General features: G+C 37.7%; 20 protein-coding genes and 1 tRNA gene. 19 read left to right on the top strand and 2 right to left on the bottom strand.

All coding sequences use genetic code 11. From position 1 onward, the window contains the following. Positions 1–54 precede the first annotated feature (54 nt). The 8 genes from LX92_RS00105 to LX92_RS00070 all read left to right on the top strand — a co-directional run bounded on the left by LX92_RS00105 (position 55) and on the right by LX92_RS00070 (position 5419). Positions 55–128: transfer RNA gene (locus tag LX92_RS00105), tRNA-Asn, on the top strand. A 122-nt stretch (positions 129–250) separates the two neighbouring features. Continuing rightward, the gene (locus tag LX92_RS00100; RefSeq protein WP_109648256.1) at positions 251–931 is read left to right on the top strand and encodes a hypothetical protein; all 681 of its coding nucleotides are present in this window, start codon (positions 251–253) and stop codon (positions 929–931) included. Between the two features lie 158 nt (positions 932–1089). After that, the gene (locus LX92_RS00095; RefSeq protein ID WP_109648255.1) at positions 1090–1380 is read left to right on the top strand and encodes a helix-turn-helix transcriptional regulator; all 291 of its coding nucleotides are present in this window, start codon (positions 1090–1092) and stop codon (positions 1378–1380) included. A gap of 11 nt (positions 1381–1391) precedes the next feature. Further along, the gene (locus tag LX92_RS00090) at positions 1392–2579 is read left to right on the top strand and encodes a VapE domain-containing protein (RefSeq protein WP_109648254.1); all 1188 of its coding nucleotides are present in this window, start codon (positions 1392–1394) and stop codon (positions 2577–2579) included. A 224-nt stretch (positions 2580–2803) separates the two neighbouring features. Next, positions 2804–3766, top strand: coding sequence for a toprim domain-containing protein (locus tag LX92_RS00085; protein WP_109648253.1), 963 nt, complete (start codon positions 2804–2806; stop codon positions 3764–3766). Next, entirely contained in the window at positions 3763–4068 is a 306-nt protein-coding gene (gene mbpA / locus LX92_RS00080) for a mobilization protein MbpA (protein WP_109648252.1), read from the top strand. Before LX92_RS00085 ends, mbpA begins: the two co-directional genes overlap by 4 nt. After that, positions 4065–4934 carry a relaxase/mobilization nuclease domain-containing protein gene (locus LX92_RS00075; protein ID WP_109648251.1) on the top strand — a complete coding sequence of 290 codons (870 nt, stop codon included), beginning with the start codon at positions 4065–4067 and terminating at the stop codon, positions 4932–4934. Before mbpA ends, LX92_RS00075 begins: the two co-directional genes overlap by 4 nt. 11 nt (positions 4935–4945) lie before the next feature. Next, the gene (locus LX92_RS00070; protein ID WP_109648250.1) at positions 4946–5419 is read left to right on the top strand and encodes a DUF6730 family protein; all 474 of its coding nucleotides are present in this window, start codon (positions 4946–4948) and stop codon (positions 5417–5419) included. 81 nt (positions 5420–5500) lie between these two features. Here the strand turns inward: LX92_RS00070 and LX92_RS00065 are convergent, their stop codons facing one another. Beyond that, positions 5501–6715, bottom strand: coding sequence for a HEPN domain-containing protein (locus LX92_RS00065; protein WP_109648249.1), 1215 nt, complete (start codon positions 6713–6715; stop codon positions 5501–5503). Between the two features lie 140 nt (positions 6716–6855). Here LX92_RS00065 and LX92_RS00060 point away from each other — a divergent pair, with 140 nt between their 5' ends. From LX92_RS00060 to LX92_RS00015, 10 genes are all read left to right on the top strand, one after another. After that, positions 6856–7263 carry a helix-turn-helix domain-containing protein gene (locus LX92_RS00060; RefSeq protein WP_109648248.1) on the top strand — a complete coding sequence of 136 codons (408 nt, stop codon included), beginning with the start codon at positions 6856–6858 and terminating at the stop codon, positions 7261–7263. Between the two features lie 432 nt (positions 7264–7695). Then, positions 7696–8487, top strand: a complete 792-nt coding sequence (locus tag LX92_RS00055) for a type IV toxin-antitoxin system AbiEi family antitoxin domain-containing protein (protein WP_109648247.1) — start codon at positions 7696–7698, stop codon at positions 8485–8487. Next, positions 8484–9275 carry a nucleotidyl transferase AbiEii/AbiGii toxin family protein gene (locus tag LX92_RS00050; RefSeq protein WP_109648246.1) on the top strand — a complete coding sequence of 264 codons (792 nt, stop codon included), beginning with the start codon at positions 8484–8486 and terminating at the stop codon, positions 9273–9275. Before LX92_RS00055 ends, LX92_RS00050 begins: the two co-directional genes overlap by 4 nt. A 9-nt stretch (positions 9276–9284) precedes the next feature. After that, complete coding sequence (locus LX92_RS00045; RefSeq protein ID WP_109648245.1) at positions 9285–10886, top strand: type I restriction-modification system subunit M; 1602 nt, start codon at positions 9285–9287, stop codon at positions 10884–10886. Continuing rightward, a complete protein-coding gene (locus LX92_RS00040) occupies positions 10886–12151 on the top strand; it encodes a restriction endonuclease subunit S (RefSeq protein WP_109648244.1) in 1266 nt (421 codons plus the stop codon). The genes LX92_RS00045 and LX92_RS00040 overlap by 1 nt, the downstream gene beginning before the upstream one ends. A 1-nt stretch (position 12152) precedes the next feature. Continuing rightward, entirely contained in the window at positions 12153–13307 is a 1155-nt protein-coding gene (locus tag LX92_RS00035; protein ID WP_109648243.1) for a pentapeptide repeat-containing protein, read from the top strand. After that, complete coding sequence (locus tag LX92_RS00030; RefSeq protein WP_109648242.1) at positions 13308–16160, top strand: type I restriction endonuclease subunit R; 2853 nt, start codon at positions 13308–13310, stop codon at positions 16158–16160. It abuts the gene before it with no gap. Between the two features lie 54 nt (positions 16161–16214). After that, positions 16215–17054, top strand: a complete 840-nt coding sequence (locus tag LX92_RS00025) for a hypothetical protein (RefSeq protein WP_109648241.1) — start codon at positions 16215–16217, stop codon at positions 17052–17054. Positions 17055–17104: 50 nt separating this feature from the next. Beyond that, entirely contained in the window at positions 17105–17428 is a 324-nt protein-coding gene (locus LX92_RS00020) for an STAS-like domain-containing protein (protein ID WP_109648240.1), read from the top strand. A 2-nt stretch (positions 17429–17430) separates the two neighbouring features. Continuing rightward, complete coding sequence (locus LX92_RS00015; protein WP_109648239.1) at positions 17431–18033, top strand: PIN domain-containing protein; 603 nt, start codon at positions 17431–17433, stop codon at positions 18031–18033. Between the two features lie 50 nt (positions 18034–18083). On the opposite strand, the gene LX92_RS00010 is transcribed toward LX92_RS00015, so the two are convergent. After that, entirely contained in the window at positions 18084–18317 is a 234-nt protein-coding gene (locus LX92_RS00010) for a tyrosine-type recombinase/integrase (protein WP_109648238.1), read from the bottom strand. Positions 18318–18410: 93 nt separating this feature from the next. Between LX92_RS00010 and LX92_RS00005 the strand changes: the two genes are divergently transcribed. Next, positions 18411–18656, top strand: a 246-nt coding sequence (locus LX92_RS00005; protein WP_146197779.1) for a transposase, incomplete at its 3' end; no start/stop codon positions are given.

The following is an 18656-nucleotide window of genomic DNA, read 5'->3' as shown; positions in this document are numbered from 1 at the left end:
TTGAAAAAAGCATTTATATTTGCACCCGCTTTAAGATATTAAAGTGACATAAATTCCTCCTTAGCTCAGTTGGTTAGAGCATCTGACTGTTAATCAGAGGGTCCTTGGTTCGAGTCCAAGAGGGGGAGCCCAGTGAGAATAAGCCTTTCGAGAAATCGAAAGGTTTTCTTTTTTTAGCGGGGACAACATAGGGACAACATCAGATCAAGCACATTTTTTCTATTATTTCATTTATCCTTATCTTGAATGGATGGAACGGTTGGGTGAAATATTGGCCAATTGGCTGTATCAAAGTCGAAAGGAGTTAAAACTACTATGGTTAAAACATAGTTCTCTAACAACGAACAGACTTTCCGTCTTCCTGATATTATTTTTTGGTATAGGACCGTTGACCTTTTATTATTTATTTTCAAGTGCCAATTACTCTATAGTGCAAATTATAGCGGGCTACCTTTTTGTTACGCTACTCTTTGCCTTGGTATTGTTACTGGTCATCACATGGTTCAAATCAGAAGAGCTATTCAAAAGTAATGTTCAAGGATTTGCTTTTTTACAATTAATCCCAGCAAAAATCGATACCGATTTTTTCGGTTTCGATAATGAGGATATCGAGAACCTTCTTAGGCTGGTTAACGGACTTCCGGCAGAGCAGAAAATTGTGATAAAGGAAACTCCAAAGAACAAACAATCTGGGAACATACGATTTTTATTCACGCTTTTAGACTTAATTACTAGAGGAGGAATTTTCCGTATGGATACCAAACCTAAAGAATCCCTGAACATTCTTATTTCGGAACGGTTTACTTTTCAAAATTCTGAAATCAATCCAAGTACACTTCCTTCCAGTTATTCCAAATGGTGTTCCGCTACCCAAGATGGGAGCTACGATGATGTGCGAAAAGACATCTCCAAAGCTCTTGGAATCCTTTAAGACCCACTTCGTTTTAATTTTATAGAGAAATAATAAAGCAATCTATAAGCAAACGTAATTTCCCTATTGTTTTTACTGTATCTGCCGTCATATGTTTGTCCTGTACAATTAATAGTAAAAGGCCTTTTACTCATTATTAATCCATAAACAAAAAGATTATGAATGAGCAAGAAAACGTTGTGGACTTACTTCAGGATATCAAAGAACTGCTGTCCCACACCAAAAAAGTATTCAATATTGATGACCTTGTAAAATACACAGGTCTCTCCAAAAGTAAGATTTACAAACTTTCCCAGTTAAAACTGATACCTACGGGGAACAATAAACACATCCGTCAGCTCTTTTTCAATAAAGAAGAAATCGATACTTGGCTTATAGGCGAACCCAATCTATCCGATGAATTTCTGGAGCGGCAGTTCAATGAACATCTGGCTAAAAACAAAAAATAAAGATTGAAACTATGACGGATAATATTCCAGGTCTCTACGATGTAGTTGATCCTAAGAAGAAAACAATATATGATTATACCATAGAATACTTGGAGGGCAAATATGATATCACGTATAACGAAATATCGCATGACTTTCAGATTGCCTTCAAAGCTTCCAAGGAATGGCAATATCTGAACCTGAACTCATTAATCATAGAACTGGCCAAAGCGGGCATCGATATTCCCAACGGAAAATTGGAAACCCTGATCCGGTCGGAATGGATTCCGAAATGCAATCCTATCAAGGAGTATTTTGAACAGCTACCGAAATGGGACGGGACGGACCATATCTTAAAACTGGCTTCCTATGTACCGACCTATGAGAATGAAGCGTTTAATTATCATTTCAAGAAATGGTTGGTGCGTACCATTAAATGCGCTTTGGAAAAGAACTACTTCAACAAACAGGCTTTTGTTTTGTCCCACCAAGGTCAGAACTCGGGTAAATCCACTTGGTGCCGATTTCTTTGCCCTTCTGAACTGGGGGAATATATGGCCGAGGATATCAGTAACGATAAGGACGCTCGGATACAGCTCTGCAGAAACTTTCTTTATAATCTGGATGAACTGGCGGTACTATCTAAGAAAGATGTTAATGCGCTGAAATCATTTTTCTCCAAGACTTTTATCAATGAACGCTTGCCGTACGATAAAAAGAACACCACGCTACCGAGGATATGTTCCTTTGTAGGCTCTACAAACATGGCCTCATTTTTAAATGATGAAACGGGTTCAGTGAGATGGCTATGTTTTGAGCTTAAGGGGAAAATCGATTTTGGGTATTCGAAGGAAATAGATATCAACAGGGTATGGTCACAGGCGTATTATCTCGCCTACACCGATCCAAACTTTAATCCTGAACTCTCCATTAAGGATATTCAAGAGAACGAAGAGCGGAACAAGAAGTACACCAAGTTGACGACGGAGGAGGAACTGGTCTCGAAATATTTTGAAAAGTCTGACAACATAGAAGATTTTGTCACGGCCTCGGATGTACTGGTCAAGCTCAGCTGTTTGAACCTTCGACTGAATCAGATAAACTTGGGCCGGGCATTGACCGGTTTCAACTTCCAAAGGATAAAGCATCCCAAAAGACAAGTGTACGGATATTTGGCAAAACCCATTTTTGGGAAAACACCGTGGGAGGTGGAACTTTAGAAAAGGAGAAATACCAGCTACCTACTTACCTTAAGTGTCCATATCGCCATATTAGCGCGAGCTACCATGAGGTAAGATGCATAAACAACTTGTTAACTAGGTATTACCAAACTTACCTTATTGGGTAAGATGGGTAAGGTCAAATCCATGCCCACCTTAGCCCTGAACCCCAATAAACAGGGATTTAGGTAGGAAGGTAACCGAAATTCACTAAAAAGAGGCTGATGAAAGAAAAAAGAATGATTAAGCTATCGTGTGAAAGAGCCCGTAACGTTTGCATCGTTGCCACGATGGCAAAGTTAGGGCACTTTCCGACCAAGTCAAGCGAAAAAGAAGCTTGGTTCCTGAGCCCTTTCCGCTCAGAAACGCAAGCCTCTTTCAAAGTGTCCAAGAAACTTAACAGATGGTACGATCACGGAGCAGGAATAGGAGGCAATGTGATAGACCTGGTGTGCCTGATAACCAAATCTTCGGTAAGGGAAGCATTGAAACTAATCGGACAAGACCAGACGTCTTTTTCTTTTCAACAGCAGCCAATTTTAATGACGGAAGAAGAAAACACACATAAAATAATTATCATAAAAATTAAGGAGTTGACCCATGTTGCATTGAAAGAGTATTTGAAATCAAGAAACATTGAACTGAAAACCGCTTTGGGATATTGTAAGGAAGTCCATTATGGTTTTAAGGGCAAAAGCTATTTCGCAATCGGACTCCATAATGAATCCGGGGGATGGGAACTACGGAACAAATACTATAAGAATTCCAGTTCACCGAAAGACATCACCCATATCAGAAATGGCCATACCAAGCTCATCATCACCGAAGGGATGTTCGACCTGTTATCCATTATTGAGGTCAGTCCTAGATTGGAAGCAGAACATGATTTCTTGGTCATGAACTCCATAGCATTCATTTCAAAGACAAGCGAGATAATGAACTGTTATTTACAGATCGATCTCTATCTGGACAATGATCCCAATGGGAAACGAACTGCCAAAAAATTGATGGAGCACTCCAAGAATTGTGAGGATAAATCAAAGCTTTATACAGGATTTAATGACATGAACGAATGGCTCATAAATAATACTAAAAATGCACTTGGGCAGGAAACGCAAGATGTGTTTTTGTTGCCACAAAAACAAACTTGCTTTGCTCCCGGCGGTCGCAAAGAAAAAAAGAAATGAAAAGGACCTATATCAAATTCCGATGTTCCATTTATGAAAAGAAACTACTCAGAAAAAGGGCGGAACGTGCAGGTATTTCCCTTTCCGAATATTGTCGCAGTTCCGCTTTTGGAAATTCGGTCATCGAACGTTTGACAGAAGAACAGTTGACACATTATAGAATGCTGGTCAAGTATAAAAACAACTTTGTCAGTATTCGTAATATGTTCAAGAAACACAATCCAAAACTGGCAAGCGAGGTTGAAAAATTGGCAGAGGAAATACGAACGCACCTGTATAATTTCAAAAGAACAAAGAAATGATAGGAAAAGGAAAATCCATAGCGCATACGGGAGCATGTATGGAATACGGTTGGAACCAGGAGAAGGATTCGGAAGTGGTCTTTAGCCAACATGTGGTAGGTGAGAATCCTAGACAGATTACCGAAGAGTTCAGACTTATCCAGGAAGAAAACACCCGTTGCCAAAAGAATACCCTGAGCTTTATACTCAGCCCGACCCGGGAAGATGGCAGGAACCTGACCAAGCGGCAACTTGGGGAACTCACCCAGAGGTTCATCAAGGAAATGCAATTGAAAGAACGACAGGCAATTGCATTCGTCCATAGGGACAAGGCACATACCCATGTGCATCTGTATGTGAACCGTATCAGTTTTGATGGAAAAGCCTATAATGACAGTTTTATTGGTAAACGGAGCCAATTCGCAGCCGAAAGCGTGGCCAAGAAAATGGAGTTGACCACGGTCAAGGAAGTACAATTGGAAAAGCAACTGGATTCCATACATACCCGTCTTGAGATAAAGAACATCCATCAGAGGGTAATGGAGAACGAAAGGCCAAAAACGCTCGACGGTTATATCAAGGCAATGCAAAAAAGGAATGTGGAGGTCATCCCAAGTATCAACAAAGCGAACAAATTGCAGGGGTTCCGGTTCGAGTACCAAGGCCATAACTTCAAGGCAAGCGAGGTACACCGTTCCATGTCCGGAGGGAAAATAATGGGACAGCTTTTACAGAAAAAAGGTGTTGGAAAATCCATAGTAGCGGATAAATCAGTCCAGCTATTGGGAAAAACCTTGGAAATGAGTACCAACCTCGCTTCTAGTATTGCTAAAAACATAATCAAAAAAACAATCAAGAGAGCCATTGATCCGGGTATCGGATATTAAAAGTAAAGGTTATGGGGTATAAAAAACTGGATGAGGTAATGGAACTGCTCAATGACGAGCTGGACGGATTTAATAAGTCTTTGGTCAAGTTAGAGAGACTCACTCAAAACGTGTATGAAATCAAAATAGAACCGGATACATCCAAAATTGAAAGGATGCTCCGAGAACATCTGGATTCCGAGGAAGACAGAAACAAAAGGATTCAGGCCTTCGTTCAGATTATCGGGGAACAGATTTCAAAAGCCAGATCAGTCCCAAAAGTACAGCTATGGCTTCATTATTCGATTTGGTTTATCTCCTTGGTAATTATTGGTTATCTAGCTTTCAGGGTGTCTCAAACAGGTAATATTCAGGAAGGAGCATTTGTAAAAGGGGAGCAACGAATAATTTCAAATCTTGAAGGATACTTTGGCCAAAACCCAGAGCATTATAAATCGTATCAAAAATGGATAAAGGAAAAAGATAATGTTTCAGATCAAAAGTAGTGTGCGTCCTTTGGAATATTCATTTCAAGTTTTATTCAGGCAGTTTCCCAATCGTTTTTTTTCATAATCTACATACAAGAGTTACTGTTTAGGAGATATACTCTCTATCAAACCTCTGACCTTGTCCAAGAATTCCATTTCCTCGTGGGGCAGCATATCGAGGACATATCCGAGGACTTCCTTCACATTGTGTTCGGGACTCGGGACGGTCCGATTGGGTAGATGTTCCGTTTCCAATGCCATAATGCAGACCTTTAACAAGTTCGTAATCATGAACGAGGTTTCAAGATAGCCCTCCGTGACTAGGTTCACTTGGAAAAGTCCCTTTTGCGGTATGTAGGGTTTCAAGGTATCGTAATGCTGTTGTTTCAGGTCCTTCAATCTATCCAAAATGGATGTTTCATGTTTGCCCCTTTCGTTCGTGAGAATAGCCGGGGTTTCCATTTCGCAGGCCTTTTCATCCACTTCAACACCTTCCGTACAGATGGAAAGGTGTCTATGGAAAATGGACTGCGCTTCCTGGATAAAATCCTTTAGGTCGCTTCGAATCCTTAGTACCTGTCCCATGGTGATCTCGAATTCGTTGCCGTAACGCGCCACATTATAAGCATGTTCCACGAGCAACAGAAGTTCGTTGTCCTCCATGTCCAAGGTTTCGGAAAATGGCCGGAGCGTTGGAAAGAAAGGCTTGCAATAGTTGATATGGCTAATAATGCTGTGGGTGATTTTGCTCCTGCCGATGCACATCTGTTCTATGGACCGGAACGAAAGTTCATAAGCCTGGTGCATATTGAACGTAGCAATGGCATAATCACCCTCCTTAATTAGCCCATCGGCGGTCCTGGCAAAGGCATCGACCTTTCGCATTTCGATATCGAAGTATCGTTTGCCCTTTTTGACCAATGTGTCCATGGCCTTTTCCGAATAGTCGAATAGGTTCACCCCATTATCCCCATTAGGACTCGCATAAATAATGGTTCCGCAATAGCAATGCCGCATAAAATAGAGTGTGCCTCGATCAAGACCGATCTCGTATTGGTGTTCCGTGTAGACCCTTATCCTGAAATCGGGGTGCTGCTTTCCCGTCATTGTTACCAATTCCACTATCTTATTGGGAATGGGGTCGTTGTTGACATCCACAAGCAAGGTTATGATATGGTACTTTGTGTCGCCCTCTTCCTGTAGGCTCGAGAGAAAGACTCTGTCGATGGCGATAACGTTCAGGATATCGTCCATTAAGTTTAACAGTTCCTCACTTTTCTTAAAATTTTCAGGTATTTTCAGGTTGTTTGCCATGGTACGATGTATTAAAGTTTTTCATTCAATACGATAATAGGTCCAAAGTTCCCCGTATCCCACCATTCATACTTGTAATTTATTGCCGATGTTTGTATTTTACAATAGGTTAATTTTTAGAAACAAGCTATATTTGGGATATGGAGACAAAGACCAAAAACAACCATTTAGGTAGAAAGATCGGCAGGATCAGGGAACTCCGTGGGATGAAGCAGGAGACCTTGGCCGAAGAACTGGGCATCAGCCAACAGGCGATATCCAATATCGAGAACAGCCAGAAAGTGGACGATGCCAAATTGGAGGAAATCGCAAAGGCACTTGGTGTAACCAAGGAAGGAATCGAGAACTTTTCGGAAGAGGCGATTTTGAATATCATAGGAAACACATACCATGTAGATAATTCTTCGGCTGTTAATTATGGTTGTACTTTCAATCCACTTGACAAATTAATGGATGCCTATGAAGAGAATAGGAAGCTTTACGAGCGGTTGCTACAGGCGGAAAAGGATAAAGTGACATTTATGGAAAAAAGGTTGAAAAAAAATTGATTTCATCAGGATTGATTTGACTATTCAACATCCATATTTTTATTTAAAATCTCTTTAAAACAATTTGCTTGCTTATTATAGTAGTCATTCTTCATTGCTCCTCTATTTTATCCCCCCAATTGTCCTAGTGACATCAAATTCGAATTATTCCAGAATGTTTACTGATTAGGTTTATAACCATTAAAAAGCATATTGGACAAACGTTAAGGTAAAAGATATCGTTCCAAATTAAAAGTAGTGTGCGCCCTATGCGGTTTTTGCTTGTCGCTTATCTGCTAGAACGCTGCGAAAACCGCACAGGATCCAAGCGCAGTTAAGTTATGGTAAGATTTGGGGTTTAGTTTAACTAGAAACACTAATATCCTAAAAATTATATAAATATATGTTTGCAATTAACTACATTTATCATAATTTTACGCAAATAGATTTATTGTGATAGGTCAAGACATTTCAGATTATTTATATGAAATCCAAACTCAGGGTAGGTATGCTATTAGCCTTCATGAGCTTAGAGAGCGTTTTGGTCCAAACGAAAAGGCGATTGCCCAAAAATTATACCGGTTAAAAAAAGAGAACAAACTTGCCCAGGTACGTAAGGAGTTTTATGTGATTGTTCCTCCTCAATATTTTCATCAGGGAATTTTGCCTACAACTTATTTTTTGGATGATATGATGAAATTTCTGAAAAGGGATTATTATCTAGGTTTATATTCTGCAGCGGCACTACATGGGGCAGGACACCAACAGCCTATGCAATCCCAAATAATAATTCAAAAACCAGCTTTAAGAGATATAAAGACTAAGAATCAGCATTTGAGCTTTTTCACAAAAAGCTCTTGGAACAACGATTGGTTGGTCAAAAAAAAGACAGAAGCTGGTTATGTGCTTGTATCATCCCCTGAACTGACTGCCATAGATATTGTCCATTACCATAAACAAATTGGGGGATTGAATAGAGTAGTTCTGGTATTGGAAGAACTTAGTGAAAATTTAAAATCGTCAAAACTTATGGCCGCTGCCAAAGATTCGTCTTTCCCGACTATACAGCGATTGGGCTATTTACTAGAGCAGATAGGGGAAACAAGACTTGCAGCAGGTTTATTGACCGTTTTAGACTCAGACAAAACCAATACCGCACCATTGTCATTATCCCATAAAAATAAAAGCGGATTTAAAAATGAACAATGGAATCTTATTATAAATGCTGAAATAGAGTTATCATGATACCAAGGAGATATATTACGGAATGGAAAGCAAATGCACCTTGGCCAACCGATGCCCAGGTGGAGCAAGACTTGGTGATAGAACGTGCACTTATTGCATTGTTCTCAAATCCTTTTCTAAAAGAGCATGTAGCCTTTCGAGGTGGTACAGCGTTGCATAAAATCTATTTGAAACCGCAAGCACGTTATTCTGAAGATATTGATTTGGTTCAAATCAAAGAGGGCCCTATAAAACCTATCTTACAAGCAATTGGAAAACAACTTGATTTTTTGGGAACCAAAAGAAATATAAAGCAAAACATTAATATGAATACTGCTACCTATCGTTTCGAATCCGAGATTCCTCCGGTAGTCAATATGAGGTTGAAGATTGAAATTAACACAAGAGAGCATTTTACGGTTATGGGCTATACCGAATTGGAACATACCATGGAAAATGGATGGTTTTCTGGGAGTTGCCGTATGAATTCATTTTCTATTGAGGAGTTGCTGGCCACAAAACTTCGAGCATTATACCAACGAAGAAAAGGAAGGGATTTGTTTGACCTATTTCAAGCCTTGACTCAGTTAGATGTTGATACCCAGAAATTAGTCAAAACATATAGGGAATACATGAATTTTTCAAAAGGACAATCACCGACGCAAAAAGTGTTTTTATTAAATATGGATGAAAAAATGGAAGACCCCGATTTTGGCGGGGATATTTACGCATTGCTACGACCCGGTATTGAGTATGACCAAAGACACGCTTACGAACTAATCAAAGAACAACTAATTTCAAAGCTTTAAGGAACACCAATGTCAGAAGATCAGAAAAAACAACTTCAAAAACAACTGTGGGCGATTGCCAACCTCTTAAGAGGTAAAATGGATGCAGACGATTATAGAAACTACATCTTGGGCTTCATCTTTTTCAAATACCTATCTGAAAAATTACATATTTATGCAGACCGAATTCTGGAAAATGACCCTTTAGATTTTGTAGAGATTAATGAGAGAACAGAAGAAGGAAAAAAATACCTAGAAGCCGTTCAAAAATCATGTATCAAGGAGTTGGGCTATTTTTTGAAGCCATCAGAATTGTTCACATCCATTGCAAAAAAGGGAGGAAACCTTACCAATGTAGAAACGAATGATAATGACGAAGCTACTCAGTATTTCATCATTGAAGATTTAGAGCGTATTCTGATAAACATTGAACAGAGTACTATGGGGACTGAGTCGGAAGACGACTTTATAAGCCTTTTCGAAGATCTGGACTTAACTTCTTCCAAACTAGGTAATTCACTCAAGGCAAAGAACGAAGTCATCGCAAAGATTCTGGCCAGTTTAGATGAAATTGATTTTCATCTTGAGGATACGGAAAGTGATGTTTTGGGGGATGCCTACGAATACCTAATCGGTGAATTCGCTTCTAGAGCAGGCAAAAAGGCAGGGGAGTTTTATACCCCCCAAGAAGTATCTACCATTTTGGCGCGTATTGTAACCACCAGAAAAAAGCGCATAAAATCAGTTTACGACCCGACATGTGGTAGCGGTTCATTGCTGTTACGGGTGGCAAGGGAAGTAGACGATGTAGGCAATTTTTATGGTCAAGAATTGAACCGTACTACCTACAACCTAGCACGTATGAACATGATTTTGCATGATGTGCATTATTCAAAGTTTGACATCAAACAAGAAGATACGTTGGAGGAACCGCAACATATGGATATGGAACTAAGTGCCGAGGCGATTGTAGCAAATCCGCCATTTTCGGCCAAGTGGAGCGCAAAAAGTATTTATAGTACGGATGACCGTTTTAGTCAATACGGGAAGCTGGCACCTAAGAGCAAAGCCGATTTTGCCTTTGTACAACATATGATCTATCATTTGGATGAAAACGGTATTATGGCAACAGTTTTACCTCACGGAGTTTTATTCAGGGGTGCTGCCGAAGGCCATATTCGCCGATATTTAATCGAAGATAGAAACTACATTGATGCCGTTATTGGTCTGCCGGCCAATATCTTCTTCGGTACGGGCATTCCTACCTGTATTTTGGTCGTTAAAAAATGTCGTGAAGAAAATGAAGATGTCTTATTCATAGATGCCAGCAACAAATTTAGAAAACAGGGCAAGGATAATAAATTGCTACCGGCTCATATCGATGACATCGTAGATACGTATGCCAATCGCGAGGTCATTGAAAAGTACAGTTATAGAGCGACCCTAAAGGAAATAGCGGACAATGATTACAACCTGAACATACCACGTTATGTAGATACTTTTGAGGAGCAAGAGCCTATCGACGTTACCGCTGTGGCAAAAGAAATACAGGCCTTGGATGCCCAGATGCTAAAAACGGATGCAACGATTGCCGATTTCTGTAAACAGTTGAATATTGAAACACCTTTTTAATGATGGGAAAGGAGAAGCTACCACAATTAAGGTTTTCAGAGTTTGAAAATGGTTGGATTCCGATGAAGTATGATGAAATCTATTCATTCTATTCAACAAATTCTTTATCAAGGGATAAACTCAATTATGAGAGCGGCCAAGTAAAAAATATCCACTATGGAGATATCCACACTAAATTCGATACACTTTTTGATATTTCTAAAGAGATAGTGCCATTTGTAAACGATGATATCATAATTTCCAACATTCCGTCTGAGAATTACTGTCAAGAGGGTGATCTGCTCATTGCTGATGCGTCCGAAGATTACAAGGGTGTTGGGAAGACTATAGAAATTGTTAATCTGGATAATGAAAAAGTTTTAGCGGGACTACATACCTTTTTAGCACGTCCTAATAAGCATAATATGGCTTACGGATTTGCAGGCTTTATGTTACAATCTTGGGGCGTTCGCGAGCAAGTTATGAAAATAGCTCAAGGTACAAAGGTTTTAGGTTTGGCTAAAAGCAGATTGGCTAAAATCAAATTAAATATTCCCTCCTTTCCAGAACAACAAAAAATAGCCTCGTTTCTTACCGCAGTAGATAAGAAAATTACCCAACTTAATAAAAAGAAAGTCCTTTTAGAGCAGTATAAAAAAGGAGTGATGCAGCGGTTATTCTGTCAAGAGGTTCGATTTAAGGATGATGATGGGAAGCATTACCCAGAGTGGAAAGAAAAGAGGTTGAAAGAATTTATTCTTGATTTCATAGTTCCTATGAGAGATAAGCCTAAAGATTTAACTGGAGAAATACCATGGTGTAGAATTGAAGATTTTGATGGTAAATTTCTTTCAAAGTCTAAGACCAATCAAGGCGTTACTGAAAAGGTTGTAAGACAGATGAATCTTAAAGTATACCCCGTTAATACGCTGTTAGTTTCATGCAGTGCCAATCTTGGATTTTGTGCAATTGTTAAAAAAGAATTAATCACAAACCAGACATTTATTGGGTTATTCCCAGATTTAAATAGAATCAATGTAGATTTTCTTTACCATATGATGAAGTTATCAAGTAGACGGCTTAATGTTCTTTCAAGTGGAACTACGATTTCTTATTTGTCGAGAAAGCAATTTGAGAATTTTGAGATACCGTATCCTTGTATAAAGGAGCAAAACAAGATAGCAAGTTACTTATCGGCAATAGATGACAAAATCAACCAAGTAGATAGCCAAATTGAAAAAACAATAGCTTTTAAAAAAGGGCTACTGCAACAAATGTTTGTGTAATATGGTGGAAATAAATGACACAAGAGAAATAATTAGTTTTCTTCAAGGCAATTATTTCGGTACTGATGAAATATTTACTGGTCTTCCTGACCGAGAAATAACCATAGAGGTTCAGTACCCTTTTGAAAATCCTTTATTCCCTGAGAAAAACTCTAAGAAAGTAAATATATCCTTTACAAATTGCACTTTCCAAGAGCAGCTTAAACTAGAAGACTCTGACTCCTTCCTGAACTTTGAAAATTGTAAATTTTATGGAAGGATTGAGGGTGGCGGCGCTCATTTTTCCGGTAAAATTAGATTTAGAAACTGCCATTTCTATAAGGAAGTCAGATTTAAAAACACCCGATTTAATGACCTTGCGGATTTCTACAGCTGTCATTTTTACCAAAGGACAATTTTCTACAAAACAGATTTCATGCAGACCTGTGTTTTTTCAGGAGTTACCTTTCACGAGAATGTCCTTTTCACGTATACCTTAGTCAATAAACTAATTATTTTCAGGGGTACTAATTTCAGGAAGGGATTGGATTTGTCCTTATCAATCTTATCCGGTAGTTTGAGTGTTTTTGATATTCAGTTAAATGATTTTGAGGTTTTTAGTAATAAACTTACAACCGATCAGTATGAAGAAATTGTTTTTATTGTAGGTGAAATTCCTATTAAGAATAAACGTGAAACCTTTAGAATTCTTCGCAAAATATTTGAGGGTAATTCAGACTACATCAATTCCTTGGATTATAAAAAACTCGAACTTAAAACCTATGATAAGATTTTAGACCACAATATTTCAATTAGTGAGAACAAATGGGCTAGTAGATTCAACAAGATAGTTCTTTGGTTAAACAAGAATTCAAACGATTACGGCACTCGATTTGAGTATGGCGTCTTATTTACATTTGTTGTTGGCTTACTATTCTATTTCTTTTCTTTCGTTAACTTGGAGAATATCTATATTACTCTAATTCCAAGTAATTGGTCCACAGAGGTTTTTGACAAATTCTGGACGAATTATTTGAAGTTCCTAAATCCGGCACATTCAGTTGAATATTTGGGGCAACAACAAAACTTTTTATTTTATTTTTTCGACTACTTAGGTAGAATATTCGTCGGCTACGGTATCTATCAGACAATACAAGCTTTTAGAAAGTATAAATAAATGACCACACAACCAGAACAAGTATTAGAAAATAATTTAGTCAGTCAGCTTATCGGGTTAGGCCACAAATCGGTTGTGATAAAAACAGAGGGTGACCTATTAAAAAATCTCAAAGTACAGTTAGAGAAACATAACAAAACAGCATTTACCGATAGTGAATTCGATAGAATACTTATTCATTTAAGCAAGGGTAACATTTTTGATAAGGCCAAAACGCTACGCGATAAATATGTTCTTATAAAAGACAACGGCGATAAGGCGTACATAGAATTTCTGAATCAAGACTTTTGGTGTCAAAACCAATTTCAGGTTTCCAAACAAATCACTATAAACGGTAAAAGGGAAAACCGCTATGATGTAACCTTGCTTATTAACGGTCTGCCGTTAGTACAAATAGAATTAAAACGCCGGGGCATTGAGCTCAAAGAAGCTTTTAACCAGATACAACGCTATCAAAAAGAATCGTTCGCCTTTAATAACGCCCTGTTTAACTATGTACAGATTTTTGTCATTAGCAATGGGGTGGATACTAAGTACTACGCCAATAGTCAAAAACAAAGTTTCAAGTTTACTAGCTATTGGAGTAAAATGAACAATGCAAAAATCACGCAACTCGATAAGTTCGCTACATTATTTTTAGAGCCTTGCCATATTGCGAAAATGATAACCAAGTATATCGTGCTGCATGAAAGCGATAAAATTCTGATGGTGTTGCGACCATATCAGTTTCATGCGGTGGAGGCTATTATAGATAGGGTAAAGAATAGTACAAAGAATGGTTACATCTGGCATACTACAGGTTCAGGTAAAACCCTTACATCCTTTAAAGCAAGCCAAATCATTACCAACAACCCAAAAATCAAAAAGGTGGTTTTTGTAGTTGACAGGCAAGATTTGGACGACCAGACGGTACGAGAATTCAGGGCTTTCGATAAGGATAGCATTGACGGTACGGAAAACACCAAAATGCTGGTCAGTCAATTTTTGGACGCGAACAGACCCCTTATTGTTACTACCATTCAAAAACTCAATAGTGCGATTTCCAAGACGAAATTTAGAAAGCAGATCGAAAGCCTTAAAGATGAGAAAATCGTTTTCATCTTTGATGAATGCCACCGTTCACAATTTGGCGATACCCATAAGCGCATCGTAAATTTCTTCACAAACCATCAACTCTTCGGTTTTACAGGAACACCAATATTCGTTAAAAACGCCATTAGTAAGAAAAGCATAAAACAGACCACGGCCAACCTGTTCGATGACTGTCTACACCGCTACGTCATTACCGATGCTATACGAGATGAGAACGTTTTAAAATTCTCTATTGAATATTACAACGTCTTCAAATCCAAAGAGGGTATTGATGATATCAAGGTAGAAGAAATAGACAAAACTGAAGTCTATGAAAGTGAGGAATATTTAGAATCAATTACGGATTATATAATTGCAAACCATAATCGTAAGACTCATAATCGAACGTTTACCGCTATTTTATGCGTAAGCAGTATAGATGTTCTAATTACCTATTATGAGCTTTTCAAGGCAAAAAAGAAAGCAGGAGTACATCGTTTAAATATCGCCACCATCTTTTCCTATGCGCCAAATCAAGAGGATAAACTTGCCAATGGAGAAATTCCGGAAGAGGATTTTCCCGATATGCTCATGGCAGCTGAACCGGCGGCACACTACGGTAATATTCCACATAAGGATAAATTGGATGAATGTATTGAAGATTATAACCAACAGTTCGGTACAAAACATTCAGCCAAGGATGGTAACACTTTTTTAAACTACAAAAAGGATATTTCTAAACGTATCAAGAACAAGCAGATAGATATTCTTTTGGTGGTAAATATGTTTTTGACAGGTTTTGATAGCAAGTCTTTGAACACCCTCTATGTAGATAAAAATTTAAACTATCACGGTTTGATTCAAGCCTATTCACGTACCAATAGAATATTGAACGAAAAGAAATCGCAGGGCAATATTTTAGCATTCCGGAACCTTAAACAAAATACGGACGATGCCATCGCCTTGTTCTCGGACAAAAATGCAAAAGAAACCATAACTATAGACCCCTATGAAGAACAAATAAAAAAGTTCAATAAGGCCTATAAGGAGTTAATGGCAATCGCACCTACGGTTGACGGCGTGAACGATTTAGAAACAGAAGAGGATGAACTTGCTTTTGCAAAAGCGTTTCGGGAAATAATGCGTCTCAAAAACATATTGTCAACGTTCACCCAATTTACTTTTGAAGACACCTATATGAAGGATCAAGAGTTTGCCGATTATTCAAGCAAATATCTAGATCTGTACGATAAAATCAAGACCAACAATCTTAAAGAATCCGTTTCCATCTTAAATGAGATTGATTTTGAATTAGAGCTAATTCATAGGGATGAAATAAATGTCGCTTATATCATGAGGCTATTGGCAAAGTTGAAAGATGCCAAACCAAAAGACCAAGCCAAACAGAAGAAGCAAATTATCGATTTAATCGCTGGGGAAGCTGAACTAAGAAGCAAGCGGGAATTGATTGAAAAGTTCATTCAAAATAACTTGCCTAAAATAGACGATGCCAATGATGTGGAAAATGAATTCAAAACATATTGGGCCGAAGAAACCAAAAAGGCATTGGAGAATTTAAGCAACACCGAAGCTCTTCAAAAAGATAAAGTAGAAGATATTATAAACGACTATCTATTTACAGGTAGAATGGCCACGGAAGACGAGGTTATAGATACTTTGCAGAAACAACCAAGTGTCTTACAGCGTGAATCCATCAGCAATCGGGTAACGACAAAAATCATGGATTTTATCAGGACCTTTATTAATGGGGTTGATAGTTAAGTGAAGAATTAAGATCAACAAATATAAAATTGGGATTGCCCTTGAAGAAAATTTATGGAAGACAAGATAGTATTAAGTATAAAGCACAATGTGAGTACAAAATTTTCAGGAATTAAAAAATTATTTGATTTTCATAAAGAAGCATCACATTATTACAACGACACTATTTATATAGATTTTTACCATTTGGATTGGTTTGATGCTAATTTAAGCGCCTTGTTTGGTAGTATTTTGGCCAAGTTGAAAAAAGAGAACAACTTAAATTTTTCAACAGATTTGAAGTTTTTAGAAGAACATTTCAATGTTTTGTTTAGAAATGGTTTCCTCAGATCCGAAGCTCCTATAGATGACTTGCAGGAATCCACGGTATCATTTAAGAGTTTTGACCTTAATGATAAAGGAGGTTTTGTTGATTATGTCGAAAATGATCTTTTTGCCCACAGAGGAATGCCGAGTCTTGAGGACGATGAAAAAGACACCATAATGCAATCTTTAATAGAAGTGTATTGTAATATTCAGGAACATTCTAAATCAATAGAACCTTTTTATGTATGTGGGCAGTATTACCCAAAGCAGGGATTTTTAGCTTTTTCAATGGTAGATTTAGGAGTTGGTTTTCTTCCAGCTATTGAAGTTAAGACAAAAGGAAAAGTAAATAATAGCTATGATGCTATTAAATGGGCACTAGAAAAAAGGAATACTACTAGGGAAGGAGCTCCTGGCGGATTAGGTTTATTTGACTTAAATTCTTATTTTAACAGAACTAAAGGTAATTTTCAAATCATATCTGGAGATACTTTTTGGAGTTTGGACATGGAAAATACGGTATTGAAAAAGTTCAATTTTCCAAATCCTTATGCGGGGTCTATATTAAACTTGTTTTTTAAGCGTTAATAAGGTATATTTGCTGACTCCTAAATAAGGGTCATTAATTTTTTTAACCCATGAATATCAGCGTTTTAGATATTGTAAAATCCGATTTAGCAACTAATCTTTCCGATGGTGTTGCTCTTTTTGACGTTATCAAAACAAAAAAACCTTCTGAGATTACTATTTCATTTGTTGGTGTTAGACTTATTTCAACTCTGTTTTTAAACGAAAGTATAGGTCGTTATGCAACTATGAATAGTAAAACTATTCAAGAACTTAAATTTGAGTATCCACAGGGAAAAGAAATGTTTGCTCACAAAGTAGATGACGTAATTGAAAACGCTCTATTAGGCGATGAGTACGATAACTTTGTGGATAAAGCACTTCTGTCAATGTAAATATGTCTTATACCTACTTTAAGGCGAACTCCCATCAAGTAAAAGACCAGGAGAGTTATTTTTTAGATGCTAATATTTGGCTAAAAGTTTTAGCTCCAAAGAATAGCCCTTCTTTTAAGGACAAAGCTTATTTAGAGTTTTTTGAAAAAATAATCAACAATACAAAGGTTCGTATTGTTTTACCTGCACTAGTTGTGTCGGAAGTAATTAACAGGATAATAAGAGAGGTCTATTATCAAAAGCATATTAGCAAAATCCAAAAGAATCAACCTGGGTTTAGTCCTGACGGATTCTACTATAAAAATGTTTATAGATCTTCATCAGATTATGGTGTTGCTTACAATCTGATATGTGATGATTTGAAAAGTTATCATTCATCGATTGACTTGATTAATGATGAATTTGGTTCTTCTTTTAAATTCAAGCACGTTTTATCTAATCCTCCTATAAGTCTTGATTTTAACGACTACTACTACTACAACCTATGCAAAAGGAAAGGCTATTTTATAGTTACCGATGATAAGGATTTTTGGGTAAAAGATGTTAAAATTGTAACAATGAGTCCAACTTTACTTGATAAACATATTGCTACTTTAATTGAATAAAAGCCTATTTCTACAGTAGACTGCTTTTAAAGCAGAACATGATCAAAAGGCTACAATAACACTTCAAGAGCCTTATCTACAATCTGAGTATCCAATTCTTTCAAATATGCTTGGGTTACGGCTAAATTTTGATGCCCTAATGATTCACTTATGACATCGGTTGCAACACCTTTTTGCTTAAGACAATTAGCAAAACTATGTCGAGCAACATAGCTGCTAACGTTTTTGGTAATCCCGCACAGTTTAGCTAGTTCTTTTAGCTTTTTGTTGTAGATGCCGAGCATTTTATGTTTTCTATCGGCTAGTTGGGTATGTAAGCTTCCCTTAAAACCGAACTGTTTAAAAGTAGAATAATAATCTTAATTTTAAACAGTATTATGAGGAAGAGTAGATTTTCACCCACGCAGATCGCGAAGATTTTAAAAGAGTTCGATAATGGCAAGACCGTTGCGGATATAACCCGTGAACACGGTGTGAGTTCGGCCGCTTTCTACAAGTGGCGTTCGAAGTACGCCGGAATGAGCGGCAAGGAGCTTAGGCGCATAAAGGAACTGGAAGAGGAGAACCGCAAGCTCAAGCAGATGTACGCCAACTTGGCTTTGGACCATCAAATGGCGAAGGAG

This window comes from Maribacter polysiphoniae (genome assembly GCF_003148665.1).
Lineage (GTDB): Bacteria > Bacteroidota > Bacteroidia > Flavobacteriales > Flavobacteriaceae > Maribacter_A > Maribacter_A polysiphoniae.
Note: the sequence above shows the minus strand (reverse complement) of the source record. Positions and strands in the feature narration are given on the sequence as shown.